The 19,023-nt window shown below is 63.8% G+C and carries 22 protein-coding genes; 12 read left to right on the top strand and 10 right to left on the bottom strand.

The window, feature by feature from the left end; translation table 11 throughout:
- The first annotated feature begins 96 nt into the window (after positions 1-96).
- The 4 genes from DFR43_RS13280 to trfA all read left to right on the top strand — a co-directional run bounded on the left by DFR43_RS13280 (position 97) and on the right by trfA (position 4,650).
- A complete protein-coding gene (locus tag DFR43_RS13280) occupies positions 97-1,449 on the top strand; it encodes a replication protein (protein WP_101979483.1) in 1,353 nt (450 codons plus the stop codon).
- Positions 1,450-1,670: 221 nt separating this feature from the next.
- Positions 1,671-1,994, top strand: a complete 324-nt coding sequence (locus DFR43_RS13275; RefSeq protein ID WP_101979482.1) for a hypothetical protein — start codon at positions 1,671-1,673, stop codon at positions 1,992-1,994.
- A gap of 887 nt (positions 1,995-2,881) precedes the next feature.
- A complete protein-coding gene (locus tag DFR43_RS13270) occupies positions 2,882-3,550 on the top strand; it encodes a DNA-binding protein (protein WP_133599490.1) in 669 nt (222 codons plus the stop codon).
- Positions 3,547-4,650: a plasmid replication initiator TrfA gene (gene trfA, locus DFR43_RS13265; protein WP_133599488.1), complete on the top strand. Its 1,104-nt coding sequence runs from the start codon at positions 3,547-3,549 to the stop codon at positions 4,648-4,650. The genes DFR43_RS13270 and trfA overlap by 4 nt, the downstream gene beginning before the upstream one ends.
- Positions 4,651-5,461: 811 nt before the next feature.
- Here the strand turns inward: trfA and trbJ are convergent.
- From trbJ to DFR43_RS13240, 5 genes are all read right to left on the bottom strand, one after another.
- Positions 5,462-6,193: a P-type conjugative transfer protein TrbJ gene (trbJ, locus tag DFR43_RS13260; RefSeq protein WP_133599486.1), complete on the bottom strand. Its 732-nt coding sequence runs from the start codon at positions 6,191-6,193 to the stop codon at positions 5,462-5,464.
- A gap of 39 nt (positions 6,194-6,232) precedes the next feature.
- Positions 6,233-7,888 (bottom strand): P-type conjugative transfer protein TrbL, encoded by a 1,656-nt coding sequence (gene trbL / locus DFR43_RS13255; RefSeq protein ID WP_133599484.1) that lies wholly within the window; start codon positions 7,886-7,888, stop codon positions 6,233-6,235.
- Entirely contained in the window at positions 7,885-8,199 is a 315-nt protein-coding gene (locus DFR43_RS13250; protein WP_133599481.1) for a hypothetical protein, read from the bottom strand. Before DFR43_RS13250 ends, trbL begins: the two co-directional genes overlap by 4 nt.
- On the bottom strand, positions 8,196-8,519 hold the full coding sequence (locus DFR43_RS13245; RefSeq protein ID WP_133599479.1) for a hypothetical protein: 324 nt from the start codon (positions 8,517-8,519) through the stop codon (positions 8,196-8,198). The genes DFR43_RS13250 and DFR43_RS13245 overlap by 4 nt, the downstream gene beginning before the upstream one ends.
- A gap of 335 nt (positions 8,520-8,854) precedes the next feature.
- Complete coding sequence (locus tag DFR43_RS13240; protein WP_133599476.1) at positions 8,855-9,151, bottom strand: hypothetical protein; 297 nt, start codon at positions 9,149-9,151, stop codon at positions 8,855-8,857.
- A gap of 475 nt (positions 9,152-9,626) precedes the next feature.
- Here DFR43_RS13240 and mobA point away from each other — a divergent pair, with 475 nt between their 5' ends.
- The 4 genes from mobA to DFR43_RS13225 all read left to right on the top strand — a co-directional run bounded on the left by mobA (position 9,627) and on the right by DFR43_RS13225 (position 13,651).
- Positions 9,627-9,950: a plasmid mobilization protein MobA gene (gene mobA / locus DFR43_RS13235; RefSeq protein WP_133599474.1), complete on the top strand. Its 324-nt coding sequence runs from the start codon at positions 9,627-9,629 to the stop codon at positions 9,948-9,950.
- Positions 9,919-12,141 (top strand): TraI/MobA(P) family conjugative relaxase, encoded by a 2,223-nt coding sequence (gene traI / locus DFR43_RS13230; RefSeq protein ID WP_133599472.1) that lies wholly within the window; start codon positions 9,919-9,921, stop codon positions 12,139-12,141. The genes mobA and traI overlap by 32 nt, the downstream gene beginning before the upstream one ends.
- Positions 12,142-12,272: 131 nt before the next feature.
- Entirely contained in the window at positions 12,273-12,446 is a 174-nt protein-coding gene (locus tag DFR43_RS13670) for a hypothetical protein (RefSeq protein WP_164499757.1), read from the top strand.
- A gap of 224 nt (positions 12,447-12,670) precedes the next feature.
- Positions 12,671-13,651: a S1C family serine protease gene (locus DFR43_RS13225; RefSeq protein ID WP_133599469.1), complete on the top strand. Its 981-nt coding sequence runs from the start codon at positions 12,671-12,673 to the stop codon at positions 13,649-13,651.
- Positions 13,652-13,682: 31 nt separating this feature from the next.
- On the opposite strand, the gene DFR43_RS13220 is transcribed toward DFR43_RS13225, so the two are convergent.
- Genes DFR43_RS13220 through DFR43_RS13200 form a run of 5 tightly spaced genes read right to left on the bottom strand, consistent with a single transcriptional unit; the run spans position 13,683 to position 16,438 of the window.
- Positions 13,683-14,090, bottom strand: coding sequence for a very short patch repair endonuclease (locus DFR43_RS13220; RefSeq protein WP_133599467.1), 408 nt, complete (start codon positions 14,088-14,090; stop codon positions 13,683-13,685).
- 10 nt (positions 14,091-14,100) lie between these two features.
- Complete coding sequence (locus tag DFR43_RS13215; protein WP_133599466.1) at positions 14,101-14,400, bottom strand: hypothetical protein; 300 nt, start codon at positions 14,398-14,400, stop codon at positions 14,101-14,103.
- A 3-nt stretch (positions 14,401-14,403) separates the two neighbouring features.
- Complete coding sequence (locus DFR43_RS13210; protein WP_133599465.1) at positions 14,404-15,267, bottom strand: NgoMIV family type II restriction endonuclease; 864 nt, start codon at positions 15,265-15,267, stop codon at positions 14,404-14,406.
- Complete coding sequence (locus DFR43_RS13205) at positions 15,267-16,223, bottom strand: DNA cytosine methyltransferase (RefSeq protein ID WP_133599463.1); 957 nt, start codon at positions 16,221-16,223, stop codon at positions 15,267-15,269. Before DFR43_RS13205 ends, DFR43_RS13210 begins: the two co-directional genes overlap by 1 nt.
- Complete coding sequence (locus DFR43_RS13200; protein WP_133599461.1) at positions 16,220-16,438, bottom strand: hypothetical protein; 219 nt, start codon at positions 16,436-16,438, stop codon at positions 16,220-16,222. The genes DFR43_RS13205 and DFR43_RS13200 overlap by 4 nt, the downstream gene beginning before the upstream one ends.
- Positions 16,439-16,615: 177 nt before the next feature.
- Between DFR43_RS13200 and DFR43_RS13195 the strand changes: the two genes are divergently transcribed.
- The 4 genes from DFR43_RS13195 to parC all read left to right on the top strand — a co-directional run bounded on the left by DFR43_RS13195 (position 16,616) and on the right by parC (position 18,822).
- Positions 16,616-17,482, top strand: coding sequence for a recombinase family protein (locus DFR43_RS13195; protein WP_133599460.1), 867 nt, complete (start codon positions 16,616-16,618; stop codon positions 17,480-17,482).
- 86 nt (positions 17,483-17,568) lie between these two features.
- Complete coding sequence (gene parA / locus DFR43_RS13190; RefSeq protein WP_101979486.1) at positions 17,569-18,198, top strand: ParA family partition ATPase; 630 nt, start codon at positions 17,569-17,571, stop codon at positions 18,196-18,198.
- 20 nt (positions 18,199-18,218) lie between these two features.
- Positions 18,219-18,443, top strand: a complete 225-nt coding sequence (locus DFR43_RS13185; protein WP_101979485.1) for a plasmid partition protein ParG — start codon at positions 18,219-18,221, stop codon at positions 18,441-18,443.
- 85 nt (positions 18,444-18,528) lie between these two features.
- Positions 18,529-18,822, top strand: coding sequence for a ParC family partition-associated protein (gene parC, locus DFR43_RS13180; RefSeq protein ID WP_101979484.1), 294 nt, complete (start codon positions 18,529-18,531; stop codon positions 18,820-18,822).
- Positions 18,823-19,023 lie beyond the last annotated feature (201 nt).

The raw sequence follows: 19,023 nt of genomic DNA, 5'->3' as shown, positions 1-19,023 counted from the left end.
TCGACAGCCGATAAATGAGGACCGACTGTTTAGCTAAACCTCATTCTACGGCCTGACCCCTTAACTGGCAAGGCGCTTGTGCGCCCAGGAAGGGTTATGGCTTTGGGACAGGCACAACTAAGACTGTTCGAGCCGGCAGACGAGGCCGGCACGTACCACGACAGCGGCAGAACCGGGTTTTTCTCGCTCTTGGTGGCTTCCGGCCGTGAGAAGCGGCAGGACTCCTACCGGCTGACCTTCATGCCCGAGGTGTTGGGGATGCTCGACCCGAGCCGCGACACCTGGCTTTCACAGGCCGAGTTCATCCGGCCAAACCGGCGCGTGGTCAATCTGGCCCGCATCGGCCTGCTGTTCGCAGACCTGGACACGTACCGGCAGCCGTGGGCCGAAGGCCGCTCCCCCGACCAACTGGCCGCCGCCGTTCTGTACCACTGCGCCCATGAAGGCATCCCCGCGCCGTCGATCCTGGTCTATAGCGGGCGAGGCATACAAGCTAAATGGCTGCTGGACGGCACCCTGCCGCGCCAAGCACTGCCGCGCTGGAATGCCTGCCAGCGGTTCCTGATCGATCGTTTGACTCCCCTTGGTGCAGATTCCCAGGCGCGGGACGCAAGCCGCGTCCTGCGCGTGGTGAATACCGTCAATTCCAAGAGTGGCGAGATCTGCCGCGTGGTGCATGTGGAGGCCGGCCCGGACGGCCAGCCGGTGCGTTATTCATTCGAGTACCTGGCCGAGGTGCTGCTTCCAGTGGCACGCTGGACTATTGAGCAGCAACGCCAGGAGCGCATCGAGCGGCGACAACTGCACCTGATCCCAGGAGGGAAAACCGATCACCTGCGCGGCTTTTCTGGTCGGCAACTGGCGTGGGATCGCCTGGAGGACTTGCGCAAGCTGGCCGAGCTGCGCGGCGGCGTGCGTGAGGGCGAGCGCATGCAGCACCTTTTCTGGCGTCTCAACTTCCTGCTGCTTTCTGGTGCGACGCACAGCGGACAGATGTACCACGAGGCGGCCGCACTGGCCGGAGAGCTTGACCCGGCCTGGAGCTACCGCAGTAAGGAGCTGATGACCCTCTATGCCAAGGCCAAGGCATACGAAGCCGGCGAGCGCGTGGAGGTGGGAGGTCGTCAGTTTCCGCCGCTCTACACGCCCAAGAACGACACCCTTATCAGCCTGTTCCAGATCACCGAGGACGAACAGCGCCGCCTTAAAACCCTGGTCAGCAAGGACATTGCCAAGGAACGCGACAGAGAGCGCCACACGGCCCGCAGGCGGGCCGCCGGTGCCATTGACCGGGCGATCTATGAAGCCAACAGCTTGAGCCGTAAGAAGCCGTGGGAAGCCCTTGGGATGAGCCGGGCAAGCTGGTATCGCGCCGGTAAGCCGATGCCCCCCTCCGATGAGACAAGTCCGTCCGTATTACAGAGCCGACAAGGGGGTAGTGATGCGTGAGACAAGTCCGTCCGTATTACTAATGGCGAAGCCTCGCCGCGTAGCGGCCTCTTCCGAAGAGAAGGAGTAGCCATCAGCGTTTATTTAACGCGAGTAGCCCGCAAGCCCTGTGTGTCAACGCGGAGCGTTGTCCACAGGGCGCGCAGGCCGCTATGCGGCCGGAGAGGCCCAAGGGGCCGAGTGTAGCCCTGCCCCCGGCATTATGTCTTGGAGGTGTGGTAATGATGCGTCGGCGATCTTTTTCTCCTGAGCTGCTGGCTCGGTTACGTGAAATGTCGGTTACGTCCGCGCTGGAGCTGTTGGGTTTGTACTGGAAGCGTGATCCAGATTTTCGGCCGACGAAAGACCCGCGCACTGTGCGTTTGTATGTCTCCCTGGATGGAGGCATGGTCGAGCTGTTGGCGACTGGCCCGAAATGGTTTGACGCCAGGAGGGGGCAGGGTGGTGGTGGGGCCATTGACTTGACCATGTACCTGCTGCGCCTGGACTTTGTGGCGGCTGTCAAACGCTTGGAAGCAGCCCAGGCCGTCATCTTTAGCGGCTAAAAATGCCTAGGCTGTGCGCCTGGATTTCCGAGTGGCCGACGAGCTGGACGCGGCAGGCCAGAAACCGACACTGGCGGCCGTATTGTTTCTGGCAGGCGCAGGGCGAACGCCAGGGGGAAGGAGGCCACGGACACCCCAATTGGGGAGAAAACCTTGTGGATGGCCGCACTTATCCACGTGAAATCGCCCCCCCCCCTAGATCGTGAAATCACCCCCCCCCTAAACCGGTACGGTTTTGCCTTTAAGTCTTTCCTTTAATTTTTAACCGGTAGTTAGGGGCACTATCGCTGTGGAAAAACACCGCCACAGCCACACAATCGCCCCAAGCGTCCTACGGACGCGCCGCCTCTAGGGGCTTCGCCCCGCCGGTTCCTTCGGCCCTTCGGGCCTACGCCCGCGCCTTTGGCGCTCCCTCCCGGCATACCCCAGGGGCTTCGGCCTCACCCCATCAAAGTGCCTAGCCTGCGGCCAGGGACTGGCTTACCAAGGCGCGGCACGCCGCGCCGGTGCCAACTCCACCGCCTGCGCCCTCATCCAGCACCGTGCCCGCTGAAAGGCCGCAGGTTGAACGCCAAGAAAAAAGGCCAGCAGCCAAGCGGCCGAGCTGGCCAGCATCGCCATTTCCAACGAGGAAGGCCCGAAACCACACCCAAGCCGCGCAGAAGCGCCCAGGAAGCCCGAAACCGGGCGAGGGTAGGGGATAGGGCCGCCGACCCCGGAAAACGCCGCCACGGCCCGCACAGGGCCAAATTTCGACCCCGACGCGCTCCCGGCCGGGCTGGCCCTGGCCCGGCGCGTAGTATTTCGCCGTAGGGCTTGTAAATTGTAGTATGTAGTAGTAGCATACAACATACTACAACGCTACATTTCATACAGGAGCAACCGCTATGGCAGTCACGAAAGAGCAGATTTTTTCCGCCGCCGACGAGCTGGACACCGCCGGCCAGAAGCCGACCTTGGCCGCTGTGCGCAAGGCCTTGGGCGGGGGTTCCTTTACGACCATCAGCGAGGCCATGAACGAATGGCGGGCGCGGAAAGCAAGCCAGGCCGCGCCGATCCGCGAGCCGGCCCCGCAGGCCGTGGCCGACCGTCTGGCGGAGGCGGGAGCCGAAATTTGGAGTCTTGCGCTGGAGCTGGCGAATGCGCGGCTTGCGTCCGAGCGCGAGGCCCTGGAACAAGCACGCCAGGAGGCGGAGCAGGCACGGCGCGAGGCGGCCGAGCTGGCCGACCAACTAACCGGAGAGCTGGACGAGGCCCGCGCCCGTATCGAGGCCCTGGAGCGGGAGAGGCGCGAGGCAGAGCAGACCGCCGCAGGCCTGCGCGGGCAGCTTGCCGAGGCGCAGGAGCTGGCGCACACTGCCGAGGCCAGAGCCAACGAGCTGCGCACAGAGCTGGACAGGGCGCACCATGAATCCGCCCAGGCCCGGCAGGCGCTCGCTGAGGCACGGGAAGAAGCCGCCACGCTGCGCGGCCGTCTGGAAGCTTCCAGCGAGCAGATGGCCGCCCTCATCGCCCGCCTGGCTCCGTCCGAGGGGCAGGGCAGGGGGCGCAAGTGATCCGCGCCATGCTGGCCGGGTGCCTGTTCGCGCTGGCGGCCGCTGCCCAGGGCGGAGAGCTGCGCGGCCGGGTGGTGGCGGTCATGGATGGCGATACCCTGGCCGTTCTTGACGCCGGGCGTCAGGAGCACCGCATACGACTGGCCGAGATCGACGCCCCGGAAAAAGGGCAGCCCTTCGGCCAACGCTCGAAGCAGTCCCTTTCCGGCCTTTGCTTCGGCCGCGAGGCCGTCATCGAGGACAGGGGATACGACCGCTACGGCCGCGCCATCGGCCGCGTGAGCTGCGCGGGCATCGACGCCAACGCCCCCGCCGCCCGGGCCATCCCGCCAGAGCGCCGACAGCTCCCGCTGTGGCCCGACCTTGAGCGCGCCATCCCGAACCACCTTGCCAGGTCTTCGCTGTTCGCGCCCATCGCGCCAGGCCGTCGCAAGCAGCACGACCGCGCGGAGATCGCCAGCCGGGACGACGTGAAAATCTTGTTCACCGGCAAGCAGCTCGACATGGCCGACTGCGATGTCTTCATGCAGGCGCTCTATGAGGCCCACCGCGCACCCTTGGGCGAGCGGGTCATCATCAAGCGGGGAACCTTCCTCAAGGCCATCGGGCGCAGCAACGGCAAGAGCGACTATGAATGGCTCCATGAGGCCTTTCGGCGGCTGTTCTTGGGCGCTATCGAGATCGAGGCCAAGCGGTACAAGATCGGCGGGACGCCGAAGTCTTCCAGCCTGCACCTGGTGGACTCGTTCGACTACGACCCCGAGGCCGATGCCTACTTCATCAGGTTCGACCCGCGCATCCTTGCGCTGTTCCACAACAAGGAATATGCGCTGATCGACTGGGACAAGCGCAAGCAACTGCACAAGCGCGTGGACATGGCAAAGTGGCTTCAGAACTACATCGCTTCCCACGAGCCAGGCGTTCACCGCATCGGCCTGAAGCTGCTCAAAGAGTGGATGGACTACGGCAGCCCCATGAACAAGTTCAAGGAGGCCTTGGGCGAGGCTATGGGCGAGCTGGAGCGCCTGGAGATCATCGCCGGGGCCAGGATCGAGCCGAGTTCCCGCCGCGAGGCTCAAGCCGTCTGGACGAAGCTCTGATTGGTGTCCGAGCGTCGGGATAGCATTCCAGTTCTGCCACCACTGGACGGGCCAACGTCGGGATAGCATTCCACTTTGAGGGGTTCAAACCGCGAGCTGCGGCCGCCCGGTTCCTGCCCGGTTCCTGTCACCATCGGGCTTGTTGTATTAGTTCCGTTCGCCGAGCGGCGACCTTGTTGTATGAGTTCCCGCGACCTTGTTGTATGAGTTCCCGCGACTTGTTGTATGAGTTCCCGCCTCGGGGGGCGATGGCCCGGTTATCACCGGGCGATGGCATCGAGGCCATGCCCCGCAAACCATTGAAGAACAAGGTTTTCCGGGCCGCGACACGATTTGTTTCGACAGGGTGGGGGGGTAACTTGCCCGGACGTGCTAACCATTCTTTTAACCTTTTATTTAACCCCTGCCGCTGTGGATAAGTTACCCACAGAACGCGAATCATTAACCGCCCGCGCCCTTCGGCGCAGAGAAAGCGGCCAGAGGCCGCGAAATCCGGGCCGTGGTGGCGTTTTCTTGGGCTTGGTGAGGGGTGGGGCAGGGCGGCGGCGTTTTCGTGGCTCCTGAGCCGTTCTATGCGGTCGCAGTTTTCCGGGCATCGCCAGGTGCGGGTTGGCCAGGACGGCCAGGCCGGGGCGACCTACTACCTGCCACGCCCCGCCAGACCGGGGCGACTGGTGACCAGGACGAAGAAAGGCCCGCACTGTGGCGGGCCTTGGTGTAGGTGTCCCCGGCTATTCGGCGGGACTCTGCCGGGGACTCAGAGCGTTCGCGCGGCGGGCGGCCATGCTTGACCGCGCCCCGCCTGTTGAACTTACCGCCAACCGCCTCGGTAGCCTTTGTGGGTGTTGGTCGTGGGGTCGCCCACGTCGAAGGCGCGATCCGCTGCCACCTTGCGCGTGGCTTCCTTCTGTTCCTGCGCCGCCAGGTAGGTGTTTTGCTGGCTGAGCTGGGCCATCATGAGCTGCCGCAGCTTTTGGAGCTGCTGGACTTGTTGCTCTGCGATCTGCACGCCGACCTGAATCGCTTGCATCTGGCCCGTGGCGCTTTGTGACATGGTGCGGAGCTGCTTCAGCGTCATTTCCTCATTGGCGAACTGGTCCGACTGCATGTTTGCCGCCATGAGCGCGCCCTTGAGCGTGTCCAGGGTCTTACGGGACAGGTCTCGATACTCCTTCTTGAAGTCGGTGCCGGTGAAGGTGAAACCCTTGAAGGTGTTCTCGAACTGGCTGGCGATGTTCGTCGCCGAGTAGGCCAGGGCCTGCCCTTGCTTCACGATGTTGGCCACGCTCATCAGATCGGCCTCAACAGCGCCCCACACCTGGGCCGGAATGTTGAGGGTGTTCTGAATCATGTTCTGGTACTGCTGCAACTGCGTCGCGTAGGACTGCACTTGCTGAAGGTACAAGTTCACCAGTTCGACGTTGTTGGCGAGCTGCGTGATCTCGGTCGCACCGCCGAAGCCTGCGACGGAGCCAGCAAACGAGGGCGGCACTGCGGCCACCAGAGAGGCCGACACGATGGCGGCGATGATGGTTTTCTTCATGATGATCCTTTCAAGTAAATACGTACTTGCGTTGATGCGTCAATCACGACCGCTATCGAAGCGAATCTGAACGGTTGCGCCTGGTGCGGCGTCAGACTGAAGCTGTGGCGGCTTCACGTTGCGCAAGCGATCCAGAAGGCCGGGGCCTTTTTCGGCCTCACCGGGTGGGCTGACGTTTGACCCCTCAGCGCCGATCCCGTTGGCTTCAGTGGCCGGGGGGGACGCTGCGGCACTGGCCGAGCTGGAGCCCGCCGACTCCGAGGGTGGCACCACAGAACCGAAGTCATCCACCACAGGCCGAGAAGCTGCGGCAGAGACGGCAGCCGATGCCTCGGGGTTCGAGCTGGATGCCTTTGCGCCTGAACTGCTGGCCGATCCGCCTTGCGATGCTTGGGCGGAACCAGAGCCAGGGGCGGCAGGGGGCGGCGCGGCAGGCGTGGCCGAGCCACCCGAAGGCATTGAGGCCTGACCACCTGCCGCCGACGAGCGGGCCGAGGCCGATCCAGCGGCGGGGCCTGCCCCGCCATTTCCAGCCGCTTGCGGCGCTGCGGGTGAACCTCCCGAGCTGGACGGCGGCGCAACCTGTCCGGAGCCACCCGGCGAACCCGACGCGGCACCAGCCGCCCCGGCCAGAGTGGACAAGCCGCCAGCGGCCAAGCTGCCAGCCAGGCCGGGCGAGCCTCCCCCGCCCATGCCTTTGAAGGCCGCGCCTGCGGCCTCCCCGAGCTTTCCCAAGCCTTTGCCAGCCGTGGCCGCAGCGCCGATGCCACCCGCGACCATGCCACCTATGACGCCCGCAGCCGCGCCGCCAGTCAGCGAGGGCGCACCCGACAACATCGACGATGCCAGCGAAGGAATCATCCAGGCCAGGAAGGCGAAGAACGCAGCGCCACCCATCACCACCCAGGCATTGATGATGAATTGCAATCCCGCCGTGGACGAACTCAGCAGACCAGCCCAGCCCGTGAACAGCGTATTGCTCGCGCCGATGAGCAAGTAGAGGGTCATGAGCTTGACCCCGACCGAGATTGCATAGCCGAGGTATTTCTGAACGAAGTCCTGCGTCCATCGTGAGCCGCCAAAGCCCAGGAAGATGACCGCCGCCGAGATGACGAAGTAACTCTCGATGAGCGTCACCAGGAGCTGCCCAGCCACCACCACGAAGGCGATGATGATGAACACCGCTGCCGGAAGCGCAGCGAGGACGACGCCTATCGCATCCCACATGTCCATGTCTGAAATGGACTTGAAGATGATGATGACGAAGTTCAGGCCACGGGCGAACACCGCCGAGGGACTGAGCGCCGTTGCGCCGCCCACCGTCGCCCCGGCATCCCGGAACGAGTTTATGAGAGCCGGAATCCAAGTAGGCGCGAACTGCAAGAGGGCATAGAAGAACCCAACGCCCAGAATCTTGTTCGCCAGTGCGGCGATCAGGCTTCGGGTGTCGTCCTTTTCAAGCACGTACTTCGTGCCGGTGACGGCCAGCTCGATCGTCAGCAGCAACGCGAACAGTCGATTCGCGTAGGCCAACATCGGCCCCATCCAGCCCGTTGCAGCGGCCTCGTATGAGTCCGCAATCCCGTCCAGGATGGCCGTGTTGGGCACCGCCTGAGCAGATGCGGAGCCAGCGACCAGGTAGAGGCCAACCGCGAGAGCAGAAAGCCACAAGGCATGAGAGCGGGAGGCCTTCATTTCTGTGCCTCCTTCTTGTCACCAGCAGGGGGCCAGCCACCTTTGAAGCCCTTGTGTTTGTTCTGTGTTGGATCACCGACATCGAAGGCTTCCTTCATGGCGGCTTTGCGCGCGGCTTCCTTCTGCGCTTGTTCCTGCGCTGCCTTCTCTGCTTGGTTATCGCTGCAACCCGTCAGGGCTGCGATGCAGGCAGCGATGGCCAGGACAACCGCCACCCGTGCCCAGCCCTTGCGGCGAGCGTCGGCGGGCATTGCCGCAATCTCTTGATGAACCGCGCCGACGAGCTGGATGGAGTTCTTGAGCCACTTCATACGCCACCCCCGACCAGGAACAGCACAGCCAAGCCAGCCATGGCCGCGAGGGGCACGGCCAGCGGGCGCAGGCGGGATGGATCGAACCAGGCATTCAGCCCGACCAAGGCGAAGGTGCCAGCGAATGCGCCGAGCATCGCGGCACTGCCCGACCAGAGATTGAGCGCCCCGCCGAACATGGCGACCAAGATCGGCGCGACCGTCAGCAGCCGGAAGATCGGCAGCGACCGCAGGGCGCGAGCTGGGGGAGTGGGGACAACGCGGAAATCCGCGTCAACGACATCAGGGGAATGCTCCCCGTAGTGCTTGAGTTGCGACATGGCCTAGCCCTTTCAGGTATGGGCTTCCATGCCGAACGCGGTTCACCGTCGCACAGATGAAAGCCCGTGGTTTCACGAACGTTCAAAGGGCATCCAGTTGTTGGCCGGATGCGTGCAACGGAACCGGCACCGTGGCGTGAGCGTGTTCAGCTCACTCAGTCAGCGCCCTATCCGTAGTGGCGCTGGTGCTCAGGACAGACCCTGAACCGTAGGTGCGTTTGAAACTCTCGCGTGCCAGAACCTTTCGGGCCGACCGCACGACCTGCATCGCAGGGGCTACACCGCAGAGGGCGGCGAGCGCGTTTTCTTCAGCTAAGTCTATTCCTTTGCGCGCTTCAAAGCTCGGGCATGTTGGCCCCGGCCTTCTTGCTGCGCTTCGAGGTGGCTGTCTTCGGAGCTGCAAGGAACGACTTCAGCGTCGATCCTTTGAGCGTGATCCCGCTTCCTTGCCCATCGTCTTTAAGCAGTTCGGCGACATCGTTCCAGTCGTGACCGTTGGCCCTCAGTTGCTCGATCTCGGCGCGGAGCATCAACACCGCTTCCTTGTTCGACTTGACCACGGTGCGCGGCTTCGGCGGCACTGTTTGCAGCTTCGTTTTCAGGCGCTCGATGGTGTCTATTGAGATACCCAAGATCGCTCCTTTCTGTGCTGTGAGTTCAACGCTTGGACTATCCCCAGCGTTGGTCGCATGTTATCATCAATTCACGGCGGAGAGAAGGGGGACAGGATAGGCCTTGGTATACCGCTGAGCGGTACACCACCGGCCCGCACCAGTCGTTTCACTCCCTTTGCGGGCCTAGCCTACCTGCTCAGGGCTACGCCCCGAGACCCCTCACCCGCCGCGCCCGTGGGGCGCTGCTTATGTTTTGCTGACCTTCTGCTTATGCAGGCCCGCGAGGCGGGCGCAGATCAGCAAAACATAAGCAAAAGATCAGCAGCGCGAGGCCCTGCATCTGCAAAACATCAGCAATACCTCAGCACTGCCGGGGCGTTAGCAAAAGATGAGCAGAAGTGAAGCACTGTCGGGGGTGGCGTTAGCAAAAGATGAGCAAAAGATGAGCAAAAGATGAGCAAAAGATGAGCAGAAAGGAAGCAGTCGAAGCACCATGAGCAGCGAGCAGAGAAAGAGAACCATCGTCCGCCCGGTTCGACTGACCAAGGAGGAGGACGAGGTCATCCAGGCGAAGGCGCGTGACGGGGGAATGACCGTCTCTGGCTTCCTTCGCGCCGCTGCCCTCGGGCGCAAGGTTCGCAGCACCATCGATGCCCAGGTCATCAACGAGCTGCGCCGCCTTGGAGGCCTTCAGAAGAAGATTCACAACGACACAGGCGGCAGCTACAGCAAGGAAACCGCCGACATCCTTCGCGCGATCAAGGATGCAATCGAGAGGCTAGGCCGTGGCGATCTTCAAGGCGACGGCCAAGCGTAACGACGGACGTTCTAGCTTCGCTGACTTGGTGTCCTACATCGGGCGCAGGGACACGCACGAAGGCCGAGACACGCACGAAGGCCGAGAACCCACCGCCCCGCTGATCGAGAGCGAGCTATTCGAGGGCATGCCCGAGCACCTGCGCGGCGAGCTGCTGACGTTGGAGGACTTGCCCGGACTGGATGACATCGAGCAGCGGGCACCGCTGCGCCAGGCGCGCACCTTGAGCAATGTCCAGACCTTGCGCGCGCCCACTGTGCCGATGGAAACCAACTGCCTAGACATCGACACCGCCGCCGCTGAAATGCAGGCTGTCGCGGCCCTGAACCCGCGCATCAAAGACCCGGTTTACCACTTCCTGGTGAGCTTGAAGAAAGGCGAGCGCCTGCCCAATGAAGCGATGTTCGACATCGCAAGGCACACCATGAAGAGCCTCGGCTTCGAGGGCCACCAGTACGTGGCTGCCATCCACGCCGATACCGACAACCTGCATGTACACGTTGCGGTGAATCGTGTGCATCCAGAGACTTACAAGGCCGTCTATCCCTACCGCGACCACTACAAGGGCGCGCGGGCCATGCGCGAGATCGAGCTTCGCTATGGGCTTGGGCACGACAAGGGGGCTTTTGCCGTGTTCGAGCGAGACGGGGAAACCGTCATCGATTGGGCCAGTAAGGACACGCGCAACACCAAGGAGAAGGCCCCCACCAAAGCCCGCGACATGGAAGTCCGCGGGCGAGAAAGTCTATTCAGCTACGCCAGGGGAGAGCCGCGCGCGGCCATCGTTGAGGCCCTGAAGTCGCCTTCGTTGAGCTGGGGCGAGCTGCACCGGGTCATGGGCCGCTATGGGCTTGAGCTGCGCCAGAAGGGGCAAGGCTTCGCGGTCTACGACCGCACCAACCCGGAGCAGACGCCCATCAAGGCCAGCGACATGCACGAGCGCCTGAGCAAAGCCCGGCTCGAGAAGCAGCTAGGCCCATACCAGGCCGCGCCGGAGATCGAGCAGCCAGCGCAGACGTACAACCCGGAGCGCAAGCCGAGCCGCGATCCCTTGAGCCGCGCGGAGCGCGCCGAGCTGCGCGCGCAACAGCGCCGCGAGCTGCGGGAGCTGTATGACCAGGCGAAGAAGCTGCTTGCTGATGACATCGCCAAACAGGTGCAGGCTCTCAAGGCAACCTATGCTCTGAAGGCCAAGACCATCACCGAGCAGGCGCAGGCCCAACGCAAGGCCATCCAGTCGGGCGACCTCCCCGCCCCCATGAAGAAGGCCATGCTTTCAGTTCTTGCCGCCGAAACGGTCAAGCAACGGGCCGAGCTGCGCGAGGCCATGAAGCGCGACCGCGCGGCCATCGGCAAGGTGCAGAACTACCGCGAGTGGGTTGCCGACCAGGCCGAGGCCGGGCACCCGGCAGCAATCAGCGCCTTGCGTGGCTACGTCTACGCCGACAAGCGCAAGCTGCGCCAATGGCAGCAGGCCGAGCAGAAGCGGGAGGGCTTGCCGGGCCTGAAGGCACCGGGCGAAGCCGACCAGGAGCCGCAGGCCTTCGAGTTCAAGACGTTCAAGGCCATAACCTACCAGGTCAACCGGCAGACCGGCGACGTAAGCTATCAAGTGGCCGGGCGCGCAGCCTTCACCGACCACGGGCGGCGCATCACCTTCCAGGCCGCGAACGACGATGCCGTGATCCTCGCCGGGCTGAAGCTCGCACAACAGAAGTACGGCCAGCGGCTGGACGTGACGGGCAGCGACGCATTCAAGCGCCAAGTCGCAGCCGTGGCCGCGCGGCACGGCCTACGGGTGACGTTCACCGACCCGGCCATCGAGCAGCACCGGCAGCAGCTCGCCGCGCCGACCAAGCCCGCCGAGCGGGCGGCAGCGCCCAAGACCGCCGAGCAGTCCCGGCAGGAGGCCGAGCAGCTCGCCCGCCAGGCCATCGGCCAAGGGGTGCGCCTGTATGCCATCGGCGAAGGTGCGACCGCGCGGGGGCAGATCGTGGGCGAAACAGCCCATCACTACGTGCAGCGCGTTTCCCCGACCGTGGCCGCGATCCACGAAAAAGCCCGGTTCGCTCACCTGCCACCAGGTCAGCGACCGAAGATCGGTCAACACCTTGCCATCGGCTACGCCGAAGGCAAGGCCAAGGCAACGCCGATCCAGCCGCCCCGGCGAGGCCAAGGCCTCACCCGGTGAAATGGTGACAGGCCTTCGTTACTGTCACCATGAATTTACGCCGATACGTATTCACGCAGCCGCGTATTAGCGTACGATGGTGCCATGCCGTGGCGCTGCCCCGCGTAGCTGATACGCCGTGGAGGTGTGCAATGAGCATCCAAAGCAAGCGCTTTGTTTTGGCCGCTGAAGATGGCCGCATGGTCACTTACGACACGCGCACCGGGCCGAGCTTGACCGCCAGCCGGGCGCTTTCCTACGTCTGGACGAACCCCACCGAAGCCCAAACACAACGGCTTGCCTACCAGACCGCGCAGAGCGCGTAAGGGGCGGCCATGAGCGACCACAAGCGCGTTTTCGGGAAGACCTTCGCCGAGCTGGACGCCCAGGCGAAGGAGGCCGCTCGCCGCGCTGTGGCTGACCTGCACGCACGCGGCATCCCGACCCATCACATGGAGGGCGGCAAGATCATCGAGACGGCACCGGACGGCACCAGGCGCGAGCTGGACACGCCGCCGCCGGCGGACGGGACAGGGGGAGGGCGCACGGCATGGGCAGCGTTAAGGCCTGGCGGCAGGCCGCCCTTGCCGCCTACATTGCCGCCGGCGCGGCGCTGTCCGCAGCCGGCTACACCCTGGCATCCACGCAGGCCAATGTGAACGCCATCGCGTCCGCGCAGCAGCGCCTTAGCGATGCCGGCTGGCGCGACCACCTGGCCGGCGACCATGAAGCCAGCGCACGGCGTGCCGCCGGCGAAGGCCTGGCGCTGGACAAGCGCCCCTGCCCTGCCCCCGACTGGCCGGCGGTTGCCGGGCGCGTCATGCCTTCCGTGGTCATGGTGGCCGTCATCGAGCAGGCGAAGGGCGACGGCAGCAGTAACCGCGCATGGCTTGTCCCTGGCGTGCAGACGAACCTTGCGACCGCCATCCTGACCCGGTATCGCGCCTGGCAGGCCGGATGGGCGCAAGCCGACAGCGAACGCGAATGGGTGACGATGGGCGCGGGTTTCCTGATCGGTGACGGCCGCCAGGTGGCGACCGCCGGGCATGTTCTCAGCGGCACCGAGGCGGTGCGCGTCAAGCTGGCATCGGGCGAATGGCGGCCGGCCCGCGTGGCCGGGGTTAATCCATCCCTGGACGTGGCCTTGCTGCGCATCGAGGGCGAGCCAGGCCGGCCGGTGACGCCTGCACCTGCCATGCCCCGGCAGGGGCAGGCCATCGCGGCCGTGGGCGCACCCAACGGCTGGGGCTTTTCCCTGTCGGCCGGGATCGTGAGCCGCTACGGCGAGGCCTCCGGGATGTTCCAGACGCAGCCCATGATGCAGATCGACGCCCCTGTGACTGGCGGTAACTCCGGCGGCCCGGTGTTCAACACCAGAGGCGAGGCTGTGGGCATGGTTAGCTTCGGCAAGGGCGCATTCAATCAGGCCGTGCCCATCGGCCAGGTGCTGGAGGTGGCGGGCAAAATCGAGCGCCGTGCTGCGATCATCAGCCCTTGCCAGGCGAAAGCGAACGGCGAGGCCTGCGGATAAGAGCGCAGCGCCAGGAAGCGGGCCACGCCATTCATGGCGTGCGAGGGGTGCCAAGGAAGCCCGTTAGCGTTCTCGCAAGGGCTTCGGCGTCCTTCGTCTCGCATTCCCATATCACCAGCACATCCCACCCGGCGGCGGCAAGCCGCGCTAGCGCGGCCTTGTCGCGTTCCATGTTGCGTTCGAGCTTAGGCAGCCAGTAGGCGGTATTTGACTTGGGCGGCCGCCCTTCCCTGCACCCCGGATGCTGATGCCAGAAACAGCCGTGAATGAAGATCACTTTCCGCCGGCCGGGAAACACAAGGTCGGGTTTGCCTGGAATGTCCTTGCGGTGCAGCCGGTAGCGGTAGCCAAGGCGATGCGCCAGGCTGCGCACGGCCATTTCCGGGGCGGTGTTCTTGCTGCGGATGCGCCGCATGTTCTCGCTGCGGTTCATCCCCATGCGCAGCCCCCTACTTGCCCCGTTTGCTGATCCACGACCAGCCGAAAGACTCGGCCAACTTCCGTGAGCGCAGCAGCTCCCAGCCCATGCGCAGGGACTCGGCCCGGCTTTCGGCCGTCACGCGGCCGATGTACTTGGTAACGGTCTTTCCGTTGGTCTTGAATTGCAGATAGCCGTAACTTTGATCCGGCGTCCTGGCGTAACGCCTTGCGGCTACCGAGACCACGACGACCGTTCCATCTTCTAAGCGCAGCTCGCGGTATTGGCGTCCGCCAGCGGCTTCATCCTGCTCGCGCTGGCCTTGCCTCATACCTCACACAGCGAGATCAAGCGGCAAGTCTGAAATATCTTTCAGGCGGTGGCCGTTGACCATGACCGCCAGCAGGTCGGCCGCGTCATCCATCCCAAGGGCCTTCACCGTTTCTTGCAGCTCATAGAGGGCGAAGTGATACACGCAATCAATATCCCCGGTGCCCAAGGCGATGGACGCCAGCCGGCTGGGTGTCGGTTCGGCCGTGACAACCACGACATGCGGCAGGCGGCCTTTGCGGTTGCGTACCAGGTTGAGCGCCTCTGAACGGGCGTTCTGCGCCCGGTCACTGCGGATCGTCCATTTGCATGAGATGCTCGCATGAAGCAGCGGCCGGCCGCCGTTCTTTTTCCGCAAGCTCGCAAGCGTGGTCACGCTGTCATCGACCAGGTACGCGGGTGCATTGATAACGCTGTCGTCCTCTGTGCCACGCACCACCACAATATCCGGGGTGATGGTGTAGTCGCTGCCCAAGGCTGCGGCCAGCTCAGCATCAGCCTTCGCAGCCCGGTCAAGCGCGATGAGGTGCGCATATTGCTCATACCGGGCGATTTCCAGACGGTTGCGGCCGCCGACTTGGTGAACATCCCAGGAGCCGGGCCGCAGGTGCCCCAGCTTGAGGAAGGTTTCCCGGACGAATTTCGAGCAAATTTCCTCGAACTGGCTGCCCGAGGTTTGACCTGCAATCCGCTCTCCGATGGTTTCGGCCTTGAGCAACTCGGCAATGCCCTTGGCAATTGCTACGCTGGCCTTGCTGTCTTTGTCTGCGTTGCTGGGAACGCCCGCCGCGTTGATCGTCAGTGTTGCCTCAAGCAGTGCAGCATGAAAGCGTTTGCGGGCTTCGAGAAAGTCGGCGGGAACAGTCATCACGCTACCTTGAAAATGCGCTTCACGGACAGCGCCGCGAAGATTTGCCGGGCTACAGCAGCAGCGACCGGCGGCGGGAAGGCATTGCCAATCTGGCGATAGGCGGCCGTCTTGCGGCCGGAGAACTGCCAGTCATCCGGGAAACCTTGAATCCGTGCCGTCATGCGCGGAGTCAGGCGGGGCATCCCCACGAAGTCACGCGGCGGGGCTTCGTCCCACAGCCCCATTCCATCGACGCCGAGAGCGGCCCAGGCGCGTTTGGCGCGGGTCGGCCCGAGGTCGGGGCCTCCGTGCTTCTTGGAACCGCCGACCAGGGTCGGGGCGATGCTATTGGCTTGTTCGCGCCAGCGGTCAGCGCCGCGCCAACCGTTGGCCTTCATGAGATCGTGCAGCAGCTCGCCGACTGTTGCGGGTTCGCCCTTGAGCGGTTCCGGCCAGGAGAACCCGGCCGCAAGGTCTTTGCGGATGCCCACGAAAACCACGCGCGGCCGTAGCTGCGACACGCCGAAGTCGGAAGCATTGAGCAGCCGCCATCCCGGCACATAGCCCAGCTTCTTGAGCTGTTTTTCGACCTTGTTCCGGTAGTCATCAAAAACCGCATCAAGCAGGCCGCGCACGTTTTCCAGCATCACCGCTTGAGGGCGGCACTCATCAACCAGGCGGATTGCCTCGGGGAACAAGTCGCGCTCGTCTTTCGCGCCAAGCTGCTTGCCGGCTTTGGAGAACGGAGGGCAAGGAACGCCGCCCGCGACCAGATCAACGCCCTTGTAAGGCTGCCCGCTGAAACGGCGCAGATCGTCCTCGATGACGTTCCAGGCAGGACGGTTCAGCCGCAGCGTGGCACACGCGGCCGGCTCCAGCTCGACCAGGGCGGCATGATCGAAGCCAGCCATTTCGAGGCCTAGAGCCTGCCCCCCGGCACCCGCGCAGATTTCCAGTGAAGTGAATTGGCTCATGTCGTTTGTCTCGTTGTTGAACGGCGCGGCTTCCTGGCTGCCGGCGGGGAAAACATATCCGCCTGCAAGCCCCCTTGATGGCGGTCGGCATACGCCTGCATGAATTCACGCAGCACCTCCGATGCGTGCCGGTTTTCAGCCCGGCAGGCTTTTTGGAACGCCTCCCGGAGTTCCTTTTCGATGCGGATGCGGAGGCCTACGTTCTTGCATGGCATGGCGTGGATTATTGCATGGATACACCTTTGTGTATCCAAAAATCTAGCCGGCTTTGTCGCATTAGTCCTGCATCCTGCGACACGCCCGCCATCGCCCGCTTCGCCTGGCGTTTTCTTGTTGCGCGTTCTAGTCGCATAATTCCGAATACCTGCGACTAGAACCGGAGACAAAACGCCATGAGAGACAGAAGCGCCCCCGGCACGCTCGACCTAGCAACCGGCGGCCTGCTGCTGGGCTATGCCCGCGTCAGTACCGACGCCCAGGACTTGACCAACCAGCGCGAGCAACTGGCCGCCGTCGGCTGTTCGCGCATCTTTGCCGAGAAGGTCACTGGCACCCGACGCGACCGGCCGGAGCTGGCCCGGCTGCTCGATCACCTGCGGCCTGGCGACGTGGTGACCGTGACCAGGCTAGACCGCCTGGCGCGATCCACCCGCGACCTGCTGGACATTGCCGAGCGCATCCAGGCGGCCGGCGCTGGCCTGCGCAGCCTGGCCGAGCCGTGGGCCGACACCACCAGCCCGGCCGGCCGCATGGTGCTGACCGTGTTTGCTGGCATTGCCGAGTTCGAGCGCGAGCTGATCCGCGAGCGCACCAAACACGGCCGGGAAGCGGCCAAGGCGCGGGGCGTGAAGTTCGGCCCGCGCCCCACCCTCACTCCGGCGCAGATCGAGCACGCCCGCGAGCTGATCGACCGGGACGGCCGCACCGTGAAGGAAGCCGCCGTCCTGCTGGGTGTGCATCGCTCGACCCTCTACCGGGCACTAGAGCGCAGCGAGGAAGTGAGCCGGGCCGAGGCCCGCCGGCGCGGCGCGTTCATCGAGGACGCATTGACCGAGGCCGACGCCCTGGCCGCCGGTCCGGATGAACGCCAGGAGGAAGGGCAGCAGGTGGCTTTCCTGGACGATGAAGGGCCGGCCGATCCGCCGCCTTTCATCACCACCACCAACGCCCGCAAGCTGTACGACCTGCGACCTAGTGAAACCGTGGCCGATGCAGCCGCCCGCAAGGCGCGAGAGAACGAGTCGCTGCCGACGAAGTGAATCCTCAAATGATTCTTTACTCATTTGCTCATTATGCTATGATGCAATGAGTAAATCCTCATTTAAGGAAATCACCAGGAGAGCGCATGAAAGTCATTGCTGTGCTGAATCAGAAAGGTGGCAGCGGGAAAACCACCATCGCAACCCACATTGCCCGTGCCTTGCAGCTCGACGGCGCGGACGTGCTGCTGGTCGATTCCGACCCACAGGGCAGCGCCCGCGACTGGGCCGCCGTGCGAGAAGATCAACCGCTAACCGTTGTTGGCATCGACCGGCCGACCATCGACCGCGACCTAAAGAACGTCGCCCGCAAAGACTTTGTGGTGATCGACGGCGCACCCCAGGCGGCAGACCTGGCCGTATCGGCAATCAAAGCGGCCGACTTTGTGCTGATTCCGGTGCAGCCATCGCCCTACGACATTTGGGCCACGTCTGACCTGGTGGAGCTTGTTAAGCAGCGCATCGAGGTCACAGATGGCCGCCTACAGGCCGCCTTTGTCGTGTCGCGTGCGATCAAGGGAACGCGCATTGGTGCCGAGGTAACGGAGGCCCTGGCCGGCTATGGCCTGCCCGTTCTGGATGCGCGCATTACGCAACGCGTGAGCTATCCCGGAACGGCCGCCGCTGGCACGACCGTTCTTGAAACCGAGCCGGATGGCGACGCAGCCGCCGAAGTTCGCGCCCTGGTGGCCGAGATTAAGGAAAAACTCATTTGAACATTTGAGGTAATGAAGCAATGAGCAAGCCTAGCATTCTCAGCGCCGGCCGCCCGAGCGCCCGCACCGACAAAGCAAAGGCCGCCACCCTGGCGAGCCTGGCCGACGATGCCGGCGGCATGAAACGGGTTAATTTCGAGCTGGATGCCGCCCGTCACGCCAAGCTGAAGGTGTATGCCGCCCGCCAGGGAAAGAGCATCAAGGAACTGCTGACGGAGTACGTCGATAGCCTGCCAGATGCGTGAGTAAATGAGCGTTTGAGTATTTACTGAAAATCGACAGGACTAGAGCAATGTTGAACTTTGCTTGTCAGGGCGGAGCAGCTAAGGCATGATTACAGATGTTGAATCAATGGGCGTTGTCGGGCCGACCGTTCTAAAAGAGCTGATGGCCACCGGCAGCGTACAGGGCGCGACCATTAAGGCAGCACGCCACGGCTTGGTTGTGGTGTTGCACATAGGCCAGAGTGACCGCGTTCTAGGACTGTTTCGCGGTGGCGTTCGCTATTTCCGCAGCTTCGACGGAGCGGCGGCGGCATTGCGGCAAAACGGGGTTTTGCGCTGGGATGCAGATGCAACCGGATGGACACCCCGAACCCTCTTGCGAGGGAAGAAGGACGAGTGAGCAGGGCGCAGGTGGCACTGTTGCCAGGCTCAGAAAAAGCAAAAGCCCCGTTGGCGCGGGGCTTTGGCAGGGGTCCGGGCCTATCAGCTTTGGCGAGCTGAAAGACTCGACAGCCGATAAATGAGGACCGACTGTTTAGCTAAACCTCATTCTACGGCCTGACCCCTTAACTGGCAAGGCGCTTGTGCGCCCAGGAAGGGT

The organism is Tepidicella xavieri, assembly GCF_004363315.1.
GTDB classification, from domain to species: domain Bacteria; phylum Pseudomonadota; class Gammaproteobacteria; order Burkholderiales; family Burkholderiaceae_C; genus Tepidicella; species Tepidicella xavieri.
Note: the sequence above shows the minus strand (reverse complement) of the source record. Positions and strands in the feature narration are given on the sequence as shown.